The following is a 21,404-nucleotide window of genomic DNA, read 5'->3' on the forward strand; positions in this document are numbered from 1 at the left end:
GCCTTGGGAGGTTGTGGACGGGTGATGCAGGTCTCGGCTGAGGGATCTTGAACGGGTGAGGGCCTTCCGGGTTCGGTGTGGATTGCGACGTCTACACCGAACGAAAGGCCCTCGTGCCCCACCGTAATGCACCCCTGACCGAACTGGGACGCCTGCGCCTGGCCCGTTGCGTGGTCGAGGACGGCTGGCCGCTGCGGCGGGCCGCCGAACGCTTCCAGGTCTCACCCACGACGGCCCAGCGGTGGGCCGACCGGTACCGTGAACTCGGCGCGGCGGGCATGACCGACCGGTCCTCGCGCCCGGATGGGGGAGCCGTTCGACACGGAGACCGGCATTCCTGTCTCGGGGTGCGCGAGCGGAACCGCACGAACTGGTACGCCCACGCTCGCGCGCACTCCGCGCAGAAGTGGCCGAGGGCCGCAGCGAAGCACCGGGCGAGCATCGCGGAGAGTCTGACCATTGCCACGATGGCTCTGTGCCCCACAGGGAAGGGGCGTCCGGAAGACGACCTCTTGCGCCGCGCGCTCTACCAATGGGGGTTCAACGCCGGGCGCCACAGCCAGGAACCGCCCGAGGCGGAAGCAACGACACTGGCGTGGGTCGAGCGGAACGCCCCGGCCGTGATCGACCTGGATAGCGCCAAGCGCATGCGCACGGTCCTGGAGCATCTGGCCAAGCGCCAGGATGGGAAGCCCGCCGCAGCGAACACCTTCCGGCGCCGCCGCGCCGTCCTGAGCAACTGTCTGCGCCTGGTGGTCGAGCACGAGCTACTGCCCGGCAACCCGCTGCACCGCGTGCACTGGGAGACCCCCAAGGCCGTGGAGGAACTGGACGAACGCAGCGTCGCCACACCCGCTCAAGCCCGGGCCCTGCTCGACGCTGTGCGTTGCTCAGGGCCCGCGCGGCGCCCACCTGGTCGCGTTCTTCGCCTGCATGTACTACGCCGCACTGCGGCCCGAAGAGGTGTCCATGCTGAGCACCGACCAATGCCACCTGTCCGAGGAAGGGTGGGGGCGGCTCATGCTCTCCCGAGCTAGCCCTCAGGTGGGCTCCGCCTGGACGGATGACGGCAAGCCGTACGAGGAACGGCATCTGAAGCAGCGGGCCCGTCAAGCTGTTCGCCCCGTCCCCATTCCGCCCGTGCTGGTCGGCATACTGCGCGCCCACATGGACGTGATCGGGACCACCACCGATGGCCGTCTATTCAGCGCGGTACGAGGTGGCCCGGTCCGGTCGCAGGAGTACGGCGCCGTCTGGAAGGCTGCTCGCCGGAAGGCCCTCACCCCGGTGCAGGTCGCCTCTCCGCTGGCCGCCATCCCCTACGACCTGCGGCACGCCTGCGTCTCGTTCTGGCTCCGCTCCGGGGTAAGCCTCGCCGAGACGGCTCGCCGTGCCGGACAGAGCGTCGCCGTGCTCCAGCGCTACTACGCGAAGGTACTGGACGGTAAGGAAGGCCGGATGAACGAACTGATTGATCAAGGCTTTGCCGAGCACGAAGCCACTGAGACGAACAGATCCCGCGCGGACTAGTGGTCATGAGAACGGGGGCTCCACCAAGTAGAGCCCCCGCCAGTGCAGCTACAGGCTGTTCTTACTCACCGCCCAGCTCACCAGACGCCACAGAGCCTGACCCACAAACGTGGCCAGGGTGCGAAGCCCCAATTCCTTGGACAGCTCAGCCTTCTGCTTCGACACTGCTACTCCCAAAGTGTCGGGGTTACCCCCGTTCGCTTTCCTCACGTCGTCTGACGTGAGGGGGGAATTCGTCGAAGCCGGGCCACCCCCGCACACGCGGGGCCAAATCACCTGAGCGGCGTCGCACAGCCTATCTAGCTCGTTCAGAGTTGGCCGCAGGTTGCCCGCACACACTGGTCAAAGGTGGGACACCCTCGATACCGGGTGAGACAGGCTGAGCGCAGAGGGCGGGCCCCGGGATTCGGGGCCCGCCCTCTGACCTGCTACTTCTCTGACCTGCCTGCGGTGGGTGTGGGATTTGAACCCACGGTGACTCGCGCCACGACGGTTTTCAAGACCGTTCCCTTAGGCCGCTCGGGCAACCCACCCGTGCCCCGCCTCACCTGGTGCGGAGCGGCCTACAGAATACCGGCCCGGTGGAGGGGGGTGCAGCAGCGTTTCGCGGGGCGGGTGGAGGGGGCGGGCAGGAAACGGTTCGGTCAGCTGTCGCCGGTGCGCTGGCCCAGGGTGAGGTCGACCTTGTTCTCCTTGCCGGCGCGGTCGTACGTCAGCGTCACCTTGTCGCCCGGCTTGTGGTTCCAGATCTCGCCGATCAGGGTGGGGCCGCTGTCGATCGGCTTGTCGTTGAACTGGGTGATGACGTCGCCCGCCTTGAGGCCCGCCTTCGCGGCGGGGCCGTTCGGGCTCACCGCGGGGGTGCCGCCCGCGCCCTCGGTGGCGATCTTGGCGCCGTTGCCCTTGCCCGACATGTCGACGGTGGCGCCGATGACCGGGTAGACGGGCTTACCGGTCTTGATCAGCTGCTCGGCGACGTTCTTGGCCTGGTTGATGGGGATGGCGAAGCCGAGGCCGATGGAGCCGGCCTGGGACTGGCCGAAGCCGCCGGAGGACTGGATCGCGGAGTTGATGCCGATGACGGCGCCGCGGGAGTCGAGGAGGGGGCCGCCGGAGTTGCCCGGGTTGATGGAGGCGTCCGTCTGGAGGGCGCTCATGTACGAGTTCTTGTTGCTGGAGCCGTCACCGGAGGCGACCGGGCGGTTCTTGGCGCTGATGATGCCCGTGGTGACCGTGTTGGAGAGGCCGAAGGGGGCCCCGATCGCGATGGTCGAGTCGCCGACGGCGACCTTGTCGGAGTCGCCGAGCGCCAGCGGGCTCAGCCCCGCGGGCGCGTCCTTCAGCTTCAGCACGGCCACGTCGTAGCCCTGGGCGCGGCCGACGACCTCGGCGTCGTACTTCTTGCCGTTGGAGAACGTCACGGAGAGCGTGCCGCCCTCGGCCGCCGAGGCGACCACGTGATTGTTGGTGAGGATGTGGCCCTGCTGGTCGTAGACGAACCCGGTGCCGGTACCGCCCTCCGCCTCGCCGCTGCCGCCGATGTCGCCGCCCCCGCCGCCCGACTTCGCCTCGATGGTGACCACGCTCGGCAGCGCCTTGGCCGCGACCGAGGCGACCGTGCCCGGATCGCGCCGGAGGTCCTTGGGGATCTCCGCCGCGGGGACGGTGGTCGAGCCGATGTTGTTGTCGTCGTTGCGCTCGGCGGCCCAGTAGCCGAGGCCGCCGCCGACCCCGCCCGCCACGAGCGCGGCCACCAGGACCGCCGCGAGCAGCCCGCCGGCCCGCTTGCGCGGGGGCTGGGCGCCGACCTGGACCGGAGCGCCCCACACCGTACCGTCGCCGCCTTGGGAGCCGCCGCCGTAGGCAGCGCCCTGGGCGGGGGCGGCACCCGGCGGGGTCGACCAGCCGGGGCCCGGCTGCTGCGACCCGGTGGGGGCCGCCGGAACGGGGCCCGGAAGCTGCGCGGTCGGCGGCTCGGACGGATGAGCACCAGCCGGAGCGCCGCCAGGCGCCGGGGAACCAGCCGGAGCGCCGGCGGGCGGCCCGGCGTACCCCGGAGCGGCGCCCGAGCCCGGGGCCGCGCCGCCGCCGGACACGGTGGCGCCGGCCTCTCCGGCCGGACCTCGCCCGCCGTCCGATACGGGCGCCGCCGCCGGCGGTCCCTCGGGAGTGACTGCCGGCACAGGAGGTACGGGTGGCGCTGCCGGCTGCGCAGTGCCCTCGTTGCCCTCGTTCTCAGTGCTCACAGCTCTCTCTCCTCTGGGTTCCACATCGTTCGCATCGGTCAGGAATCCGCGCTTGAACTGTCCCCGGTCAGCATTTCCCACAGCCCGTCAGGCCACTGTAAGCAGGACCTGTGTGTACTCCTGGAATTCCTTTACATGGTGCACATGACGTAAAACGGGCGCGACTCTCCACCTTGCACCACATTCCGGATGAACACCGCGTCCCCGCCTCCTGCACCCGTCTTCCCCGTCACGGTGACACCATGACGCGGTGACCCAAGCGCGGCAGCACAACATCCAGGTCGTAGCCCATCGAGGCGCGTCGGAGGACGCCCCCGAGCACACTCTCGCCGCCTATATGAAGGCGATCGACGACGGCGCGGACGCCCTCGAATGTGATGTTCGCCTCACCGCCGACGGCCATCTCGTCTGTGTACACGACCGGCGCGTCAATCGCACGTCCAACGGCCGGGGCGCCGTCTCCGCGCTGGAGCTGGCGGATCTGGCGGCGCTCGACTTCGGCACCTGGAGGGGCCGCGAGGACTCCGCCGAGAGCCCCGACTGGGGCGACCCGTCCCTGACCTCCGTACTGACCCTGGAGCGGCTGCTCGAACTGGTCGCCGACTCCGGCCGCCGTATCGAGCTGGCCGTCGAGACCAAGCACCCCACCCGCTGGGCCGGTCAGGTGGAGGAGCGGCTGCTCCAGCTCCTCGGCCGCTTCGGGCTGGCCGCGCCCGCGTCGGCGGAGGAGTCGCCGGTACGCGTCATGAGCTTCTCGGCCCGTTCGCTGCACCGGGTCGCGGCGGCGGCACCGACGCTCCCGACGGTGTATCTGATGCAGTTCATCAGCCCTCGGCTGCGCGACGGACGGCTGCCGGCCGGGACTCGGATCGCGGGCCCCGGCATCCGGATCGTACGCAACCACCCCGGGTACATCGAGCGTCTGCACCGGGCGGGGCACGGCGTCCACGTGTGGACGGTCAACGAACCGGAGGATGTGGAACTGTGCGTCCGGCTGGGTGTGGAAGCGATCATCACCAACCGCCCCAGGCAGGTTCTCGCGCAACTCGGACGGCTGTAACACGCGCCACACCGATCTGCGCACACCACATTCACATACGGCTCGGTACGGCCTTATTTAATCCTTGTTTGCTCACCTATCCAACGTTTGGACCACCCATGACACCCACTCCGTGTCATGAACACCCACTACGGGGAGTGCACCGGCGCATTCGGTACGTACTCAGGAGTCAGGAGTGCGTCATCGACCTGTTCCGGCCCGGTTTCCGGCCCGTTCCCCCGGGGCATTCACACCGTGGCGTGGGGCAAAGGAGGTCTCGGGGGTGGCGTTGGTGGTGGCACAGGAGGTGCCCACGTCGTCGAGCATGGCCGTACCCCATGGCCCTGCGGGCGTGGGCGAGGCAAGACACCGGATGAGAGAGCAGTTGCGGCGCAGCAGCCTGCCCGAACCGGTCGTCGACGATGCGATTCTGATTCTTTCCGAGCTGCTCAGTAACGCCTGCCGCCACGGCAGGCCGCTGGGGCACGCCGAGGTGGGTGACGGGGACATCCGGGCCGCCTGGCGGGTGGATCCGTCCGGCCGGCTGACCGTCGAGGTGACGGACGGGGGCGGTCCCACGCGGCCCGTGCCGTCCACTCCGTCGGTCACCGCCCGCGGCGGCCGGGGGCTCAACATCATCACGGCCCTGGCGCAGGACTGGGGCGTCCGTGATGGTGTGGCGGGCGAGATCACCGTATGGGTGGTCGTCACCGAGGGGAATCGGCGCGACGAATTCGCTACGCGCGTCACCGGGCACGGCCCCGGGGGCGGATTCGATTTCGCGGAGTCGTACGAGGACTGAGCGAGCGGCGGACCGCACTGACGGACCCACCGGCCGGGACCACGGGCACCGGCCGGCATGACCCATACCCCGAAGAGCCCTGGCCCATGCCCCGGAGAGCCGGAACCGAACCGTCCGGGGTGTCCCGAACCGCCCGGGCCGGCCGTGAGCGGCGAGAGACCCGGGCGGTCCGGGGCGGCGGCAGATTTACGGGGAAGGTGTACGGGCCGTTCGGGCGGCGCCCCGGGCCGTACGCGCCTTCTTCCCTGCCTTCGCGCAGCCGGCGCTGGGGGCCGAGTACGGCCATTTACGGCCGGGCAGAGCGTCGATGCCGGTGCCGCGCCCCCGTACGTACCGTGGGCGACTAGGCTCGTTGCCCAAACACAACACGCCCATCACATCCATCCCAACCGTCACAGCAGAGACATTCCGCGGGACACAGCAGTCCCCAGCCACAAGCCACAAGCCCCAGTCAGCAGTCAGCAGTCAGCAGTCAGCAGTCAGCAGGAGTACACGGCAGTCGGCAGTGCGGTACGCGGTCACCGATACGGAGTCCGCGGTACGCACTCGCCGCCAGGCAGCAGAGCCGCAGCCGGCCTCGGGCACCCTCAGGTGCCGCCATCTACGCACCGCCGCTATCGGGAGAAGCCGCACCATGGCCAAGAAGCGCCCCCAGACCAAGGCATCCAGGCCGCAGCCCACGGGCCGGGGCCGCACCGCGGGTGCCGATGAACCCGTACCTGTGGTGGGCGCCCGCGAGCCCTGCCCCTGTGGATCGGGCCGCCGCTACAAGGCGTGCCACGGCCGCACCGCCACGCATGCCGTGACCGAGCTGGTCCAGCGGCCGTTCGAAGGGCTGGCCGGCGAGTGCGACTGGGTCGCCCTGCGCGAACTGGTCCCCGCCGCGACCGCACGGCTCACGCTGAAGGACGGGCTGCCCGAGGGCGTACCGTCCGTCACGCTCGCGACCGTCCTGCCGATGGCCTGGCCCGCGCTCCGCCGCGACGACGGCTCGGTGCTGCTCGGTCTCCAGAACGACACCTCGTCGGGTGACCTCAGCCGCGATCTGGCGGACACGCTGACCCGCGCGCTGAAGGCGGAGCCGGGCAATCCGGTCGGCACCGGGCGCACCGCGTCGGGTGTGGGGCCGCGCCTCCAGGATCTGCTGGACCCCGCGGCGCCCTTTGAGCCTGAGGTGCGCACGGGCTTCGAGTTCTGGATCCCCGAGTCGGCCGAGAACGCCACCCCCGAGGTGGCCGCTTCCCTGGAGCGGGCGAACTCCGCGGCGATCCCGACCGTCAAGCTCTCCGGCACCGACGCCGCGTACTGGTGCGAGACCCCGGAGAAGAACCACCTGCGCTGGGTCATGCCCCACCCCGAGGAGAAGCTGCTGGACGCGCTCGCCCGGCTGCACGCGGCGGGCGCCGGCTCGCTCGGTGAGGGGACCCGGCTCGTCGGGTCGTTCCGCGCGCACGGACTGATGGTCCCGGTCTGGGATCTGCCGAGCGGGATGGGCGCCGAGGAGTGCGAGAAGCCCGCGGTCGAGTTCGCCGGGCGGCTGGCGGAGGCGCTCGCGGCCGACACCCCGCTCACGGGTGATGAGCGCCGGGCCCGCGGCGGCCTCACCAACCGTCAGGTCACCTTGAGCTGACGCCGGCGGGCCCGGGGCCGGGGCCGGTGCGGACCTGCGGCCCCGGGGAGCCGGGGAGCCGGGGAGCCACGGCCCCGGGAGTTCGGCCCGGCGCCTCGCGGAGTATGCGAGAGCATGCCCCCGGCCCGGGGAGCCGGTGCCGCGGCCTGCGACCCCGGGCTCCCGGAGCGGGCCGTCGCCGTCTCACCGGTCACGCCCCCGAAGGCGTACCACCGAGTCTCCGGAGCCATAGGCCTCCGGGGACACGGAACCCGACCCTCCGGACCCCGCCCGCGACACCGGCCGACGCGCCGCCACCGCCGCCCGCAGGCGGCCCGGCAGCACACCGGCCACCGCCACCCGACCGCGCCCCCACCCGGCACCGATCGGTACCGGCCGCGACCGGACACGACCCCGGCCGCCACCCGATCGCAATCGCGCACCGCGTGCAATCGCAAATCCGCGTCCGCCCTCACGATGCGGTGGCCGTCCGTCCGCCTCCGCTTCCGGCGCGTCCGGCCCCGGCGTCCGGGGCCGCCTCCACCGCCGTGGTCCGGCGCGGATACGCCCGGCACGGGCAGGGGCGGTAGCCGCCGGGGCCCGGAGCCGTACATCCCCGGGGCCCGTGGCCGTACGGCGCGCGGGCCCGGAACCGTAGGCCGCCGGACGCCCCGGCCCGTACGCCGACGGGAGCCCGAGGCGTACCCGGGCGCCCCGGGACTCGGGCAAGACCCCCGGAACAAGGCCCCCTTCCCGAGCACCGCCCCGACTGCCCTTGCTTCAGGGGGAGTTGAGGAGTGAGGCCCGGCCCCCGGCCGCCCGATGGCGAAAGTCTGGTGACTCCGGTCACAACTCTCGCCAAGTATGCTGGAGTCGCTGTCCGAATACCCGAGATCGAATTTGCGAACCGCAGATCTCTTGTTACCGTTCTAAGAGCCCGGTCGCTGGTGCATCCCCCGTCGCCAGCGACCGGGCCCTTGTGCGTCCGGACGCCGGGTGCCCTTCCGCGCCGTACCGGCATCCCCTCAACGGCTCGTGGAATCAGCGGAGTTACTGCCGGACCTCAGCAGCAACGGTCCGTGACCCGAGTCGTCCGCGGTAGCGAACTCCGCCACCGCCCAGTACATCCCACCAGGCCGGACGCGCTGTCGGGGGGTCTCGCAGACCCCCGGCTCATCGCCTGCCTCGACCACGCAGTTGATCTGTACGGTACGCCGGCCGGGGCCCATGAGGGCGAGGGCGGAACTCAATTCGCCGCCCGTGGCGTTGCGGTAATACGTACGCGCCCAGGTGTCATGGCCATGGATCAGTACACAGGTCTGGGCCTCGACCCCTTCGGGGGAGGCGAGCTCCGGCCCGCAGCGGGTGGTGGCCGGGGACCCGGCGAAGGCCCGGTGTTCAGGTGGTGTTTCGGCCGTCTGCCGTGCCCTTGACTTCCGGTCGGCCGTCACGGCGGACGGATCGCCCCGAGCCGGATCCGGACCCCCGTGCGCCGTCCGGCCCTCCGGTTCTCCGGAGCCGCCCGCTCCGGTCATCGGGGCCCCGCCGGTGTCCGTTCCCCGCCCGAAAGCCCCGCCGTCGTCCGTCCCCCGGCCGGGGGTCCGGTCGTTCCGGCCGTCCCCGCCCGCCTCGGAGACCGGCGCCGGACGCTTCGGCCACGGCAGCCTCTCGGCCGTGCCCGCCATCGCGGCCGGAGGCAGCAGGACGGCGGCCGCCATGGCAGAAACGATCCCGATCTTACGGAGATTCATGGGCCACCTACCCACTGCGCGGGAATTCCGGATGCTCCGGACACTCCGTCCTGGCACGGCAGACCGAAAGGTATCCACGGAAATCCCGCGTACGGCGGCCCGCTCGCCCGATTCCCGTACAACTCGGGCCCGCTCCAACCCGTACGAGTGACGACCGGGAGGGCGGGCCCGACAGGGATGTCAGTAGGCGAGCCGGCTTCCGCCGTCCGGCGCGCTCGTGCTGGCCTCGACCAGTGCGTCGACGACCGTCTCCACATCCGGCAGCCAGGGAGCGGCGGCCCCGGGCAGCGGCGCCCGCTCCCAGCGGACCTGGCCCGTGCCCGTCTCCGAGGGGGGCAGCACCAGATAGCCGCCCTCGCCGTGGAAGCGCAGCGAACTCGGTACGCAGTCCTTGACGAAGAGCAGTTCGCCCAGTTCCTCCAGGGAGTACGGAGCGACCAGCAGCGACCAGCGGGTCGGTGTGGCGACCACGGGTCCGAGCCGCACGCCCATCCGGTCGAGCGCGTCCAGCGCACGGGCCCCGGCCAGCGCCGGAAGGCTCACCGCGCACGGCGCCCGCCCGCCGGTGGCCAGGACGATCGGCGCGGCGGGCCGGTTGGCCCACCACCAGCGCACCATCCGCTCGTCCGTGGTCGCGGCGAGGAGACCGGGGTCGAAGGGGTGCGCGCCGGGTACGGCGCACTCCGGGTCGGGGCAGGCGCAGCGCCGCCCCCGGCCGCTACCGGCCCCGGACAGTCCCACACCGGGGAGTACGGGCCATCGCCACGCGGCGGCGCAGGTGAGCGCCGCTTCAAGCCGTGCAGGCTGTACCGGCCCCTTCTTACGCCAAAACCGGAGCCTGCGTCGCCTTCCGAGGATCTCGCGCATGAGCGCTCGTTCCTTTCCGTTGAACGCCGAGGTCCACATCACACCGTGTGTGCAACTTTTCACTGTGCGTACGAATACGTCTGGTGTGCGTACTGCGTGCGTGTACGTACTACGTGGTATCACGTGTACCAGTACGTACGGGTCGGCACATCACCGTCCCATGCCCGGTGGCATGGGCGTCCCCCGCATTGCCTGCGGCAGGATCGCCGCCCGGGGCCGAACGTGGGCTGTGCTCATCAAGCGCGTGGCGAGGGATGCGCGCCTGGCGCTTGCTTCCCGTTATAACCGGACCGCTCCCGCGTGTGGGGTCAGTCCGGCATTTCCGCCACTCGGGGATCTGCCTTGGGTCTTCCTCGGGATCTGCCGTGTCTTCCGGCGCGGCCCACGGCTGTTAAGACGCCCGAGCCCTCCGCCGGGTTCCGGGGATCCCAACTGCCCCCGGTCATCACCGTTTACGTACCCACCACGTTTGGTATGACGCTCCCTCCGGTGCCCCTCCGAGGCCCTCCGCCCCGGAGAGATCCGCTGAGGGATCACTGCCGAACGCCCTCAGTCGACCTCAATTGACGGCCGACACATGCATTTTCCGGCCAAGTTCAGGATACGGAGGAAGGGGTGCTTCGGGGACGGTTCGGGGAGGGCCCGGAAACCGGTTCAAGAACAGCCCAAAGGCACACCAAGGGCACGTAGACACCATCAATCCCACTGGTGCAATGCTGGACATCCCCTCACATGTGCGTGTACATGTGGATGCATTGATAGCGGCGCAGAATGACATGGGGGTTTGCGATGCTATTGAGCGAAACGCACCAGCCGGAAAGCTCGCTGCCATGAGCGCCCCACACGTGCCGAAAGTGGCTGGAATCAACTCGTCGGTTCCCAGCCCCACGCACACTGCCGCACCTCCGGCCGCCCTCACCCCCGCCCCGACGTCCTCGGGAGTATCCGCGGGCGCCCTCGTGGAGGTTCCGGCCGAACCGGCGCCCGGGGCCGTCATCCAGGACCGGCTCGCCGGGTGGGTCTCCGATCTGACCACCCTCCACGAACTGACCGAACGCCTGGCCGCCACCGGTTCGCTCGACGACGCCCTGCACGAACTGCTGTGCGCCGGCGCCGCTCTGGTGGGCGCGCGCCGGGGGATGGTCGTCCTCGAACCGCTGCCCGGCGCCGTCTGCCACCCCCCACCCGGCGCGACCCGGGGCCTGGGCGCCGACGAGCCCCCGTGGTACGGCGAATCCGACGGGGACGGGGCCCCTGAACCTCGATCCCGTGAACCGCGCCGGTCCCACCGGAAGCGGTCGGATCTCCCGCCTCCGCAAGAACAGCCGGAGTCGTCGGATCGATCCGATCCACCACATGGGTTGCACAGATCTCCTGAGTCCCGGAAATCCCAGGGATATCCGGGAATTCAAGGATCCGGTCCGTCACATGAGCCTGATGGACCTGACATGTCCGATGGATCCGATGGATCCGATGTGACAGATGGCCCTGACATGTCGGATCGAACTCACGGGTCTCGGGGTTCCGGCAGATCTGATGGGTCCGGCGGGTCTGATGTGTTCAACGGCGCCTGTGAACCCGATGAGATCGACGGGTCGTATGAGGCGCCGCCGCACTCCGGGTGGGCCGAGGGGTCCGGCTGGCCCGCGTACGCCGACGCCTTCGGAGCCGGCCGCCCTCGCGGCCTCACCAAGGGATTCGGGCTCACCCACGCCGAACTGGGCCAGATCGAGACCGTTCCGCGGACGAAGACCGCGTACGGACGGATTCTGGACGGGCGCCTGCCCGGACGGCGGCCCGAGGGGCCCGCCGGTCTGCCGCAGCCCGTCGCCCACCCCGATCTGCTGGCCGACGAGTCGCTCGACCCCCGCCACCGCGAGGTCGCCGCCGGTCTCGGCTGCGCCGCCAGTTACACCCAGCCGCTCGCCTCCGAGGCCGCGGGCACCCTGGGCGCGGCCGTGTGGTTCTACGACGAGCCCGCCGCCCCCGCGGACCGCCGGCGCCATCTCGTCGGCCTGTACACGCGGTACGCCACCGAGCATCTGGCCCGGCTGCTGGAGCTGGAGGCGGCCCGGCGGACCGTGACGACCGTCGCCGAGGAACTGCTGCCCAGCCGGCTGCCCCGCGTCCCCGGAGTCCGGCTCGCCGCCCGGCACCGCACCGGTCCGCGCGGCGGCGGGGACTGGTACGACGCGCTGCCGCTGCCGGAGGGCGCGCTGGGTCTGGCCGTCGGCTCGGTCAGCGGTTCCGGGCCGAGCGCGCTGGCCGCCATGGGGCGGTTGCGGGCATCCCTGCGGGCGTACGCCGTGATGGAGGGCGAGGACCCCGTCGCCGTACTCTCCGATCTCGAACTGCTGCTGCGGCTGACCGAACCGGCCCGGACCGCCACCGCGCTCTTCGCCTACGCCGAGCCCGCGGCCGGCAAGATCGTGCTCGCCGGGGCCGGACACACCCCGCCGCTGGTGATCGGTGAACGGCGCACGGAGTTCGTCGAGACCTCGCTGTCCGCGCCGCTGGGGATGCTCGCCTGCTGGGAGGCGCCGAGCGTGGAGCTGTGCACCGAGCCGGGAGAAACGGTGCTCCTCTATACCGACGGGCTGCTGCGGCGTACCGGGGACGCCATGGACCGGGCGTTCGCGCGGCTGCACTCGGCCGCGGCGAGTGTGCCGAGGGCCGCCCGGGAGGATCCCGGAGCAATCGCCGACCACGTACTGAACAGGATGCTGCCCGGCGGCCGTGCCGGAGGAGGCGGGGGTGGCGGCGGAGGCGAGTGGTACGAGGACGATGTCGTCCTGCTGGCGGCCCGCTTCGACTGAGCAAGGCCCGGGGCTCGGGGTCCGCCTCGGGTAGGGGGTTCGGTGGCTCGGCGGGCCCGTTACGACGGAGGCGGCTCGCGGCGGCTCTGCGGGCGGCTTGGACCGGGGCGGCTCTGACCGCGCTGCGGCCCACGGCGGCTCGGCTGTACGACAGCTCGACTTCCGGGCGGCTCTGAGGCCCCGCGGCCCGAGGCGGCTCGGCCTGCCCGGCGTGCGGCTTCGACCGGGGCGTCCCTGCGGCTCGGTGGCCGGGGTGGCGGCGGTGTCCCGGGGAGACAGCGCTCCGGGGCTCCTGGCTCTCCGCGGCCCGCCGGGCCCACGGCCCCCGCGGGACCTGCTCCCGCCGGTTCGTTCGCCCGGGCGCCCCCTGCTCCCGCCGGGTCGCACCGCCTTCGAACACCCTTCCCTTTAGGTCTGCTTTGTCTCGCTTCTCACACCTCGGAAAGCTGCCTTCACATCGCACATACGATGGAGTCCGGTCCGATGATGTATCGAGGAGGCAGACGTGGCCGAGGAGCTCACCCCGAGTACCCCGGAAGAGGAAGAGCAGCCGGTCAAGCAGCGGAAGAACGGCCTCTATCTGGAAGTTTCCGAGGAACTCGCCCAGAGCATGGCCAGTGGCTGGGCGGACACCGAGCTGCGTGACCTGGAGCCCGTGGCCCAGGCGTCGCACACCGCCGCCCGCCGTGCCGCTCTCTCCGCGCGCTTCCCGGGCGAGCGGCTGGTGATTCCCGCCGGCAGGCTGAAGACCCGCTCCAACGACACGGAGTATCCGTTCCGGGCCGCCACGGAGTACGTCTACCTCACGGGTGACCAGACCGAGGACGGTGTCCTGGTCCTGGAGCCCACCGCCGACGGCCACAGCGCCACGGTCTATCTGCTTCCGCGCTCCAACCGTGAGAACGGCGAGTTCTGGCTCTCCGGCCAGGGCGAGCTCTGGGTCGGCCGCCGCCACTCCCTCACGGAGGCCGAGCAGCTGCTGGGCATCCCCGCGAAGGACGTACGCGAGCTGGCGGACCGGCTGCGTGAGCAGACCGGTCCCGTCCGTGCCGTACGCGGTCACGACTCCGTGATCGAGTCCGCGCTCACCGACAAGGTCACCGCCGAGCGGGACGAGGAGCTGCGCGTCTATCTCTCCGAGGCCCGCGCGGTGAAGGACGCGTTCGAGATCGACCAGCTCCAGCTGGCGTGCGACGCGACGGCCCGCGGTTTCGAGGATGTCGTCAAGGTCCTCGACAAGGCCGAGGCGACCAGCGAGCGCTACATTGAGGGAACGTTCTTTCTCCGGGCCCGTGTCGAGGGCAACGATGTCGGCTACGGCTCGATCTGCGCCGCCGGCCCGCACGCCACCACCCTGCACTGGGTGCGCAACGACGGCCCGGTCCGCTCCGGCGAGCTGCTGCTCCTGGACGCCGGGGTGGAGACCACCGCCCTCTACACCGCCGATGTCACCCGCACCCTGCCGATCAACGGCCGGTTCGACGCGCTCCAGCGCAAGATCTACGACGCGGTGTACGACGCGCAGGAGGCCGGTATCGCGGCCGTGAAGCCGGGTGCGAAGTACCGCGACTTCCACGACGAGGCCCAGCGGGTGCTCGCCGACCGGCTCGTGGAGTGGGGTCTGGTCGAGGGACCGGTGGAGCGGGTGCTGGAGCTGGGCCTCCAGCGCCGCTGGACGCTGCACGGCACCGGTCACATGCTCGGTCTGGACGTCCACGACTGTGCGGCCGCGCGTACCGAGGCGTATGTCGACGGCACGCTGGAGCCCGGTATGTGCCTGACCGTCGAGCCCGGTCTCTACTTCCAGGCGGACGATCTGACCGTGCCGGAGGAGTACCGGGGCATCGGCGTACGGATCGAGGACGACATCCTCGTGACCGAGGACGGCAACCGGAATCTGTCGGCCGCCCTGCCCCGGCAGGCGGACGAGGTCGAGGCCTGGATGGCGTCACTGAGGAGCTGAGCCCCGGCCGGCCGCTTCAGGGGCCCGGGCTGGTGCCGGGCCGGCCCTCGGCCCGGATCGCCGGTCAGAACACGAAGCACCGGCAGGAGGAGGGCCACGCCCCGGGTTTGGTGTGACAGCGTGGCTCAGCCCGGCGTCCCGGGCCCGGGGGCCACGCGGTAATCCGGCCCTTGTCAGCCCGGTCGGTCCTGCGGGGTGACCCATCCCGGCGACCCAAGCCAGGTGCCATGCGGTAATCCGGCCGATGTCATCAGCCCCGGCGCCCACGCGGGCGCCGGGCACCCTGCCGCTGTCGCTTGTCATCAGCGCGGTCCGCCGAGGTGCCCCAGCGCGGTGGCCCCGGGCCAGGTGCGGCGAGGTGGCTCGGCCGATGTCATCAGCCCCGGCGCCCACGCGGGCGCCGGGCACCCTTCCGCTGTCGCTGCTCCCGGGCCTCACCGGGACGGCACTGGGCCGCTCCCGGGCCGGGTGTGCGGGCCCGAGCGCCCTTGGGCCGAACGGGGGGCGCCCGGCATCTCACAGGGCCGGGCGGGTCGGCCGCGATCACCGGCCCTGGCGGAGGACGTGCCGAACGGGGTCCTACGAGACCCTGAGGAGCGCGTCCTCCCGCCATTTCAGAACCTTGTCGAAGCTGACCACGGCACCCCGCCCGGGCCGGTTGCTGAAGTGAACATGGTCCGCCAGCTCCTCGATCAGACAGAGCCCCCGGCCGCTCTCGGCGCTCACCGGCGCGGGCGCCACCAGCGGCCCGCCCGTACCACCGCCACCGGTGCCCGTATGAGCGCACCCGGCACCATTCCTGGCCGGAAAACCAGGGCCGGAATCGGCCACCTCGATTCGGCACTTCTCGCCGTCCAGATACGCCGTGACGCGATACGCCCCCCGGGGGTCGCCCGGCCGCTCGCTGCCTCCGTGCTCCACCGCGTTCGCGCAGGCCTCGCTCAGCGCGACCGACAGATCGAAGGAGATGTCGGGGTCCACGCCCGCCGTCTCCATCGTCCCGACCAGCAGCCGCCGGGCGAGCGGAACGCTCGCAGCTTCGCGCCGCAAGTGGAGTGACCACCAGATGCTCATGCTCCAGCCTCCTGGCTGCGGCTCGACATACCGTTACGTATTGCCCCAAGACATGGCCCGTAAGCCCAGAGTTGATGTGATTGCGCTCATTCGGCGGAAGCGCGCCACCGGGCGGACGGTGTATGCCGGGAGAGTGATCGCGCCCCCTCTATGGCCTCCTGCCCGGTCACCGGGTGCCTCACTCCCCCTGTCACGGGGTGCCTCGGACCCGTCCGCGATCATGGCTCAAAGAGGACCTTCCGGACCTGCCGTACGGGGGTGGAAGGCCGGGTGGGATGATGACCCGGCCATGTCGTCCCCGTCGTCCCCGCCCGGTGTGCGCGCCGAAGCGGGCTCCCGGCTGCTGAGGGCCGCGGTGTTCACCGCGGTCTGTGTCGCGCTGTCCGCGACGGGACATGCCGTGGTCGCCTGTGCGAGCGTCCCCTGGTGGACGCTCGCGGCCGGTTTCGCCGGAGTGTTCGCGCTGGTCGTGCCCTTCGCGGGACGTGCGCGCTCCCTGTCGGTGATCACGGTCGCCCTGGGAGTGGGGCAACTCGCGCTGCACACGCTCTTCGGGCTCGGCCAGCATCAGCTGCGGCTCGCGCCGACGGCCGATGACGTCCTCATCAGGATGGCCGCGAAACTGATGTGCGGCACGGGCGCGGCACCGCTCAGCGCCGCCGACGCCCGCCAGGTCGTCACCACCGCGGGGATCACTCCGCCCGGCCATGGCGCGCACACCGCGGCCCCGGAGGTCCAGCCCGATCTGCTGCCCTCCCTCCCCATGCTGCTGGCGCATCTGCTGGCCGCCCTCGCGACCGGCTGGCTGCTGCGCCGCGGGGATCTCGCCCTGCTGCGGCTGATCCGGCTCTCCACCGACTCCGCGCACGGGATGCACGAAGGGGTGGCCGAGGCGGCCCGGCTGCGCTCGCTGCGCGCCGCTCTCGCTCTCGTACGCGCCCTGGGCGCCGGTCTCCTCCCGGCCCCGCCGCCGGGCACGCCCGCCCGGTGGGCCTCGGACGAGGTCTCCCCGCCGGCCGCGGGCGAGGCACTCCAGCACACCGTGATCAGGCGCGGGCCGCCCGCCCGCTTCGCGCTCGCAGCCTGACACGGCCCACTCGACGGGAGTGCGGCCGTGGTGCCCGCGTACCTCCGTGCGCCGTGGCACACCACCGTCTCTCCTCTTCCGTGGAGTGTCTTCGTCATGAGCCTTTCGTTCCGTACCGCGCGTGCCGCCACCGTGGTGGCCGGTGTCGCCGTCTCCTCCCTGCTGCTCGCCGGGCCCGCCTTCGCGCATGTCAGCGTTCAGCCGCAGGGCGAGGCCGCCAAGGGCGGGTACGCCACCGTCAACTTCAAGGTCCCGAACGAGCGCGACAGTGCCTCGACCGTGAAGCTGGAGGTCAGCCTGCCCACTGAGCACCCGCTGGCGTCCGTGATGCCGCAGCCCGTGCCCGGCTGGAAGGTCGACGTCACCACCTCCAAGCTCGCCAAGCCGCTCCAGGTCCACGGCAAGCAGATCACCGAGGCGGTCACCAAGGTCACCTGGTCCGCCGACGGCTCGAAGATCAGGCCGGGGCAGTTCCAGCAGTTCCCCCTCTCTCTCGGACAGCTCCCCGAGAACGCCGACCAGATGGTCTTCAAGGCGCTCCAGACGTACGACAACAAGGAGGTCGTGCGCTGGATCGAGGAAGCGCGGGAGGGCTCCCCCGAGCCCGAGTCCCCGGCCCCCGTGCTGAAGCTGACGGCCGCCGGGGAGGATGGTCACGGCGCGACGGCCGCGAACGCCGACGCCAAGAGCGGCGAGCACGACCGCAGCGACAAGAACCAGCAGGACAAGACGGAGAACGCGTCGGCGGACAGCTCCTCGGACACCACCGCACGCGTCCTCGGGATCGTCGGCATCCTTGTCGGTGCCGCAGGCGTCGCCTTCGGTGTCCTGGCCGGCCGCCGCCGTACCTCCTGACAAATCGTCTCGCACCCCACCTCCAGGATTGTTTCTCCATGCGAAAGAAGACCGCAGTGGCGGCCGCGCTCGCCGTGGCCGCCGCGCTCTCCCTGTCCGCCTGCTCCGGTGAATCCGGTTCGGCCGAGGACTCCATCGCCGATGTGTCCTCCTCCCAGGCGAACGACAAGCCCGGAACCGTGCTGGACCAGCCGTTCGCCAAACCGGACCTGGTCCTCACGGACACCAAGGGCAAGCCCTACGACCTGCGGGCGCAGACCAAGGGCAAGCCGACTCTGATCTTCTTCGGCTACACCAACTGCCCGGACGTCTGTCCCCTGACGATGAGCAATATCGCCATCGCCGAGAAGAGGCTCCCCCAGGCCGACCAGGACAAGCTCCAGGTCGTCTTCATCACCACCGACCCCGAGCGGGACACCCCCGCCGAGCTGGCCAAATGGCTGCCCAGCGCCGGCGACCCGTCCTTCGTCGGTCTCAGCGGCGACTTCAAGAAGATCCAGACTGCCGCGCGCCAGGTGGGGATCGGCGTCGACGCCGCGAAGAAGGAGAAGGACGGCACGGTCGTCTCCACGCACGGCGCCCAGGTCATGGCCTTCTCGCCCGAGACCGACCAGGGCTATGTGCTCTACGGCGAGAGCACCACCGCGGACGACTACGCCAAGGACCTTCCCCGGCTGATCCGCGGTGAGAAGCCGTGAGCCGCCGGATACCGCGGGCCCGGGAGGCGGCTCATCGCCCGGGTGCGGACCCGGGCCGTGACACGGTGCAGAGCCGTCGGATGCCTCCTGTACCGGACGGGACGGGCGGGACCCGGTCAGGAAGGACGTGGGCGCTGCGGAGCGGGGCTCCTGCCCAGAGAACTGCATGGCTCATCGGTGTCACGGCCCTCAGCACAGGACTTGTGCTGACGGGTTGTTCCTCCAACGGTAAGCCGGACGGCCCGGAGCTGGAAGTGAGTGGCGAATTCATGCCACAACCCGTCAGCGACACGGCCGCCGGGTTTCTGACCGTGCACAACGGCGGCGGCGCGGACGACAAGCTCACCTCCGTCACCAGCACGATCTCCGACGATGTCTCCATCCATGAGTCGAAGGAGCGGACGATGCGGAAGGTCACGGCGTTCGACATCCCCGCCGACGGCTCGCTCGCCCTGGAACGCGGGGGCAGCCACATCATGTTCGCCGGGCTCAAGGAGCGGCCGAAGGAGGGCGAGAAGGTCAGGGTCGAGCTGCACTTCGAGCGGTCCGGCCCGATCAGTGTCGAACTCCCGGTCAAGGAGCCCACGTACAACCCGGCGAAGCAGCCGGGCGGCCGGACGGCGGACAGCCCGTCGAAGCACCACTGAGCAGGAGGGCATCGACCACGCCATGACAGCCACCGCCCCGCGCCCCGGCCGGAACCCGGTCCGGCCGGCCCATCGGCCGGTCCCTCCCCTCGTACGGCTGCTGCTGGCCGCGACCGTGCTGTTCGGCACGGTCCTGGGCTCGCTGCTCACCGGCGCGGGCCCGGCGGCCGCCCATGCCGCCCTGACCGGGAGCAATCCGAAGGACGGGGCGGTGGTCCCCACCGCTCCCCGGGAGGTCACGCTCACCTTCTCCGAGCAGATCGCCATGGGCAAGGACTCCATCCGGGTCCTGGAACCCAGCGGCAAGCGCGCGGACGGCTCCACCGTCCGTGATCTCTCCGCCGACGGCAGGGTCTCGTACGCCGTCGATCTGCTGCCCGGACTGCCCGACGGCACCTACACCGTGGCCTGGCAGGCCGTATCGGCCGACAGCCACCCCGTCTCCGGGGCGTTCACCTTCTCCATCGGCGCACCCTCACGGACCGAGGTCGCCCTGCCGGACCAGGAGGCGGGCGGCGGGTTCGTCGGCCTCCTCTACGACATCGCGCGGTACGGGGCGTACACGGGCTTCGTCCTGATGACCGGCGGCGCCGCGTTCGTCCTGGTGTGCTGGCGCCGGGGGGCCTCGGTGCGGCCCGTGCAGCGGCTCATCGCGTACGGCTGGGTCACGCTGACGGCATCCACCCTGGCGACGCTGCTGCTCCGCACCCCGTACACCGGTTCCGGCAAGCTCGCGGACGCCTTCGACCTCGGCGGTCTCCAGGCCGTTCTGGAGACCAGGACGGGGGCCGCCCTCGTCTCCCGGCTGCTGCTGCTGGGCGCGGCGGCGCTGTTCATCGCGGTGCTGTTCGGGGCGTACGCGCAACAGGGCCGGCTCCGCGGGAGCGACCGGGCGGACGAGGAGGCGGGGGAGGAGCGGCGGAAGGACCTCATGTTCGGGCTGGCCGTCGGGGGTGTGGTCGTCTCGGCGGGGATCGCCGCCACCTGGGCGCTGTCGGAGCACGCGTCGACCGGGATCCAGACGGGGCTCGCGATGCCCCTGGACGTACTGCATCTGCTGGCCGTGGCGGGCTGGCTCGGCGGGCTCGCCGCCCTGCTGACGGCCCTCTACCGGGCCCCTTCGATCGAACCGTCGGCGGTACGGCGGTTCTCCGCGATGGCCTTCGGCTGTGTCGTCACCCTCGCGGCGACCGGCCTCTACCAGTCCTGGCGGCAGGTCGGCTCATGGTCGGCGCTGACGGGGACGGCGTACGGGCAACTGCTTCTGGTCAAGGTCGCGCTGGTGGCCGTGATGATCGGGGTCGCCTGGATCTCCCGGGGGTGGACGGCCCGGCTGACGGTGGCACGGACCGACGGGAGCGCCGGAGGCACGGGGAGTGCGGACGGGACGGACGGAGCCGACGCGGGAGCCCCCGTCCCGGAGCACGGCGAATCCTCAGCGAACGCGGAGACCTCGGGGGACACAGCCGCGGAGAACGCCAGGGACGCGGAGAACTCCGAGGAAACAGACAGCGCAGAATCCGCGGAGGCCGCGCGGGACGGGGCGGCGGAACGTTTCGGAACCGGGGCGCCGGTGCTGGCCGACGGCCCCCCGCCCGGACAAGCCGGACAAGCCGAACAGGCCGAACAGGCCGAACAGGCAGGACAGGCCGAACAGGCAGGACAGGCGGGACAGGCAGGGCCGAGAGGACCGGGCGACCCGGAAAGCGCCACCGAACCCGCTGACCCCAGAAGCCCCGCAGGCCCCGCCGGGGTGGTCGCCACCGAGCCCCGTGAGGATTCCGCCCGGGCCGCCCAGCTCGCCCGGCAGCGCGCAGCCATGGCCACCGCACGGGCGAAGAAGGCACGGGACGCCGACCCCGTACGCTCCGGACTGCGTCGTTCCGTACTGGCCGAGGCGGGAGTCGCCGTTGTCGTGCTGGCCGTCACCACTGTGCTGACGGCGACCGAACCGGGCCGTACGGAAGAGGAAGCGGGCCGGGCCCCGGCCTCCTCGGCATCGGCCGATGCCGCGCCCGCGGGCCCCGCGGAGATCAGCATCCCCTTCGACACGGGCGGCTCGAACGGGAAGGGGACGGTCCGGCTCAGCCTGGACCCGGCCGCTCCCGGAGCCAACGAGATGCACGTCCGGGTCGACGGAACGGACGGCAAGCCGCTGGACGCCCCCGAGGTGAAGGTCTCCTTCACGCTCCGCGCGCAGCAGATCGGCCCCCTCCCCATCACCCCCGAACGGATGGCGGCGGGACACTGGAGCGCGAGCCGGGTGCAGATCCCGATGCCCGGCGACTGGCAGATCAAGGTGACCGTACGGACATCGGAATTCGACCAGACCACCATCGACGAGAACGTGAAGATCGGCTGACCTCCGTGGATCCCTCTACCCAGCCTCCGCGCCCGGCCGACCGTGCCGTCCCGGTGCC

15 protein-coding genes, 1 tRNA gene and 2 pseudogenes are annotated in these 21,404 nt (G+C 71.3%); 13 read left to right on the top strand and 5 right to left on the bottom strand.

Annotation, left to right across the window (positions count from 1 at the left end):
• Positions 1 to 113: 113 nt before the first annotated feature.
• Together ACIBCM_RS12645 and ACIBCM_RS12650 are read left to right on the top strand one after the other, a co-directional pair.
• Positions 114 to 302, top strand: a pseudogene (locus ACIBCM_RS12645) (helix-turn-helix domain-containing protein); the annotation flags it as partial.
• Positions 303 to 1,020: 718 nt separating this feature from the next.
• Entirely contained in the window at positions 1,021 to 1,530 is a 510-nt protein-coding gene (locus ACIBCM_RS12650) for a hypothetical protein (protein WP_399242231.1), read from the top strand.
• Positions 1,531 to 1,978: 448 nt separating this feature from the next.
• Here ACIBCM_RS12650 and ACIBCM_RS12655 read toward each other — a convergent pair.
• Positions 1,979 to 2,063: transfer RNA gene (locus tag ACIBCM_RS12655), tRNA-Ser, on the bottom strand.
• A 111-nt stretch (positions 2,064 to 2,174) separates the two neighbouring features.
• Complete coding sequence (locus tag ACIBCM_RS12660) at positions 2,175 to 3,776, bottom strand: S1C family serine protease (RefSeq protein ID WP_399242232.1); 1,602 nt, start codon at positions 3,774 to 3,776, stop codon at positions 2,175 to 2,177.
• A 250-nt stretch (positions 3,777 to 4,026) separates the two neighbouring features.
• Between ACIBCM_RS12660 and ACIBCM_RS12665 the strand changes: the two genes are divergently transcribed.
• From ACIBCM_RS12665 to ACIBCM_RS12675, 3 genes are all read left to right on the top strand, one after another.
• Positions 4,027 to 4,836 (top strand): glycerophosphodiester phosphodiesterase, encoded by an 810-nt coding sequence (locus ACIBCM_RS12665; protein ID WP_399242235.1) that lies wholly within the window; start codon positions 4,027 to 4,029, stop codon positions 4,834 to 4,836.
• Between the two features lie 175 nt (positions 4,837 to 5,011).
• Entirely contained in the window at positions 5,012 to 5,617 is a 606-nt protein-coding gene (locus tag ACIBCM_RS12670) for an ATP-binding protein (protein WP_399242237.1), read from the top strand.
• Between the two features lie 634 nt (positions 5,618 to 6,251).
• A complete protein-coding gene (locus ACIBCM_RS12675; protein ID WP_399242239.1) occupies positions 6,252 to 7,247 on the top strand; it encodes a DUF5926 family protein in 996 nt (331 codons plus the stop codon).
• A gap of 1,004 nt (positions 7,248 to 8,251) precedes the next feature.
• On the opposite strand, the gene ACIBCM_RS12680 is transcribed toward ACIBCM_RS12675, so the two are convergent.
• Together ACIBCM_RS12680 and ACIBCM_RS12685 are read right to left on the bottom strand one after the other, a co-directional pair.
• Complete coding sequence (locus ACIBCM_RS12680) at positions 8,252 to 8,977, bottom strand: hypothetical protein (protein ID WP_399242241.1); 726 nt, start codon at positions 8,975 to 8,977, stop codon at positions 8,252 to 8,254.
• 180 nt (positions 8,978 to 9,157) lie between these two features.
• Positions 9,158 to 9,844 carry a bifunctional DNA primase/polymerase gene (locus ACIBCM_RS12685; RefSeq protein ID WP_399242243.1) on the bottom strand — a complete coding sequence of 229 codons (687 nt, stop codon included), beginning with the start codon at positions 9,842 to 9,844 and terminating at the stop codon, positions 9,158 to 9,160.
• A gap of 713 nt (positions 9,845 to 10,557) precedes the next feature.
• Here ACIBCM_RS12685 and ACIBCM_RS12690 point away from each other — a divergent pair.
• The 3 genes and pseudogenes from ACIBCM_RS12690 to ACIBCM_RS12700 form a co-directional block, all read left to right on the top strand.
• Positions 10,558 to 11,052, top strand: a pseudogene (locus ACIBCM_RS12690) (phosphatase); the annotation flags it as partial.
• Positions 11,053 to 11,400: 348 nt separating this feature from the next.
• Positions 11,401 to 12,660 carry a PP2C family protein-serine/threonine phosphatase gene (locus tag ACIBCM_RS12695; RefSeq protein ID WP_399242693.1) on the top strand — a complete coding sequence of 420 codons (1,260 nt, stop codon included), beginning with the start codon at positions 11,401 to 11,403 and terminating at the stop codon, positions 12,658 to 12,660.
• A gap of 505 nt (positions 12,661 to 13,165) precedes the next feature.
• The gene (locus ACIBCM_RS12700; RefSeq protein ID WP_399242245.1) at positions 13,166 to 14,623 is read left to right on the top strand and encodes an aminopeptidase P family protein; all 1,458 of its coding nucleotides are present in this window, start codon (positions 13,166 to 13,168) and stop codon (positions 14,621 to 14,623) included.
• A 579-nt stretch (positions 14,624 to 15,202) separates the two neighbouring features.
• Here ACIBCM_RS12700 and ACIBCM_RS12705 read toward each other — a convergent pair.
• Complete coding sequence (locus ACIBCM_RS12705; RefSeq protein WP_399242248.1) at positions 15,203 to 15,697, bottom strand: ATP-binding protein; 495 nt, start codon at positions 15,695 to 15,697, stop codon at positions 15,203 to 15,205.
• A 289-nt stretch (positions 15,698 to 15,986) separates the two neighbouring features.
• Here ACIBCM_RS12705 and ACIBCM_RS12710 point away from each other — a divergent pair, with 289 nt between their 5' ends.
• The 5 genes from ACIBCM_RS12710 (at position 15,987) to ACIBCM_RS12730 (ending at position 21,346) form a co-directional block, all read left to right on the top strand.
• Positions 15,987 to 16,784, top strand: coding sequence for a hypothetical protein (locus ACIBCM_RS12710; RefSeq protein ID WP_399242250.1), 798 nt, complete (start codon positions 15,987 to 15,989; stop codon positions 16,782 to 16,784).
• 96 nt (positions 16,785 to 16,880) lie between these two features.
• Positions 16,881 to 17,639: a YcnI family protein gene (locus tag ACIBCM_RS12715; protein ID WP_399242252.1), complete on the top strand. Its 759-nt coding sequence runs from the start codon at positions 16,881 to 16,883 to the stop codon at positions 17,637 to 17,639.
• A gap of 38 nt (positions 17,640 to 17,677) precedes the next feature.
• Positions 17,678 to 18,337: an SCO family protein gene (locus ACIBCM_RS12720; RefSeq protein WP_399242254.1), complete on the top strand. Its 660-nt coding sequence runs from the start codon at positions 17,678 to 17,680 to the stop codon at positions 18,335 to 18,337.
• 80 nt (positions 18,338 to 18,417) lie between these two features.
• On the top strand, positions 18,418 to 18,984 hold the full coding sequence (locus ACIBCM_RS12725; protein ID WP_399242256.1) for a copper chaperone PCu(A)C: 567 nt from the start codon (positions 18,418 to 18,420) through the stop codon (positions 18,982 to 18,984).
• Positions 18,985 to 19,006: 22 nt separating this feature from the next.
• The gene (locus tag ACIBCM_RS12730; protein ID WP_399242258.1) at positions 19,007 to 21,346 is read left to right on the top strand and encodes a copper resistance protein CopC; all 2,340 of its coding nucleotides are present in this window, start codon (positions 19,007 to 19,009) and stop codon (positions 21,344 to 21,346) included.
• Positions 21,347 to 21,404: the final 58 nt, after the last annotated feature.

The sequence above is a fragment of the Streptomyces sp. NPDC051018 genome, from assembly GCF_044456085.1.
Classification (GTDB): Bacteria; Actinomycetota; Actinomycetes; order Streptomycetales; family Streptomycetaceae; genus Streptomyces.

Excerpts from the sequence above, each read along its gene's own strand:
- ACIBCM_RS12715 (WP_399242252.1), top strand. The coding sequence starts at position 16,881 with ATGAGCCTTTCGTTCCGTACCGCGCGTGCCGCCACCGTGGTGGCCGGT.
- ACIBCM_RS12650 (WP_399242231.1), top strand. The coding sequence starts at position 1,021 with ATGCTCTCCCGAGCTAGCCCTCAGGTGGGCTCCGCCTGGACGGATGAC.
- ACIBCM_RS12705 (WP_399242248.1), bottom strand. The coding sequence starts at position 15,697 with ATGAGCATCTGGTGGTCACTCCACTTGCGGCGCGAAGCTGCGAGCGTT.
- ACIBCM_RS12730 (WP_399242258.1), top strand. The coding sequence starts at position 19,007 with ATGACAGCCACCGCCCCGCGCCCCGGCCGGAACCCGGTCCGGCCGGCC.
- ACIBCM_RS12675 (WP_399242239.1), top strand. The coding sequence starts at position 6,252 with ATGGCCAAGAAGCGCCCCCAGACCAAGGCATCCAGGCCGCAGCCCACG.
- ACIBCM_RS12710 (WP_399242250.1), top strand. The coding sequence starts at position 15,987 with ATGTCGTCCCCGTCGTCCCCGCCCGGTGTGCGCGCCGAAGCGGGCTCC.
- ACIBCM_RS12685 (WP_399242243.1), bottom strand. The coding sequence starts at position 9,844 with ATGCGCGAGATCCTCGGAAGGCGACGCAGGCTCCGGTTTTGGCGTAAG.
- ACIBCM_RS12720 (WP_399242254.1), top strand. The coding sequence starts at position 17,678 with ATGCGAAAGAAGACCGCAGTGGCGGCCGCGCTCGCCGTGGCCGCCGCG.
- ACIBCM_RS12725 (WP_399242256.1), top strand. The coding sequence starts at position 18,418 with ATGCCTCCTGTACCGGACGGGACGGGCGGGACCCGGTCAGGAAGGACG.
- ACIBCM_RS12680 (WP_399242241.1), bottom strand. The coding sequence starts at position 8,977 with ATGAATCTCCGTAAGATCGGGATCGTTTCTGCCATGGCGGCCGCCGTC.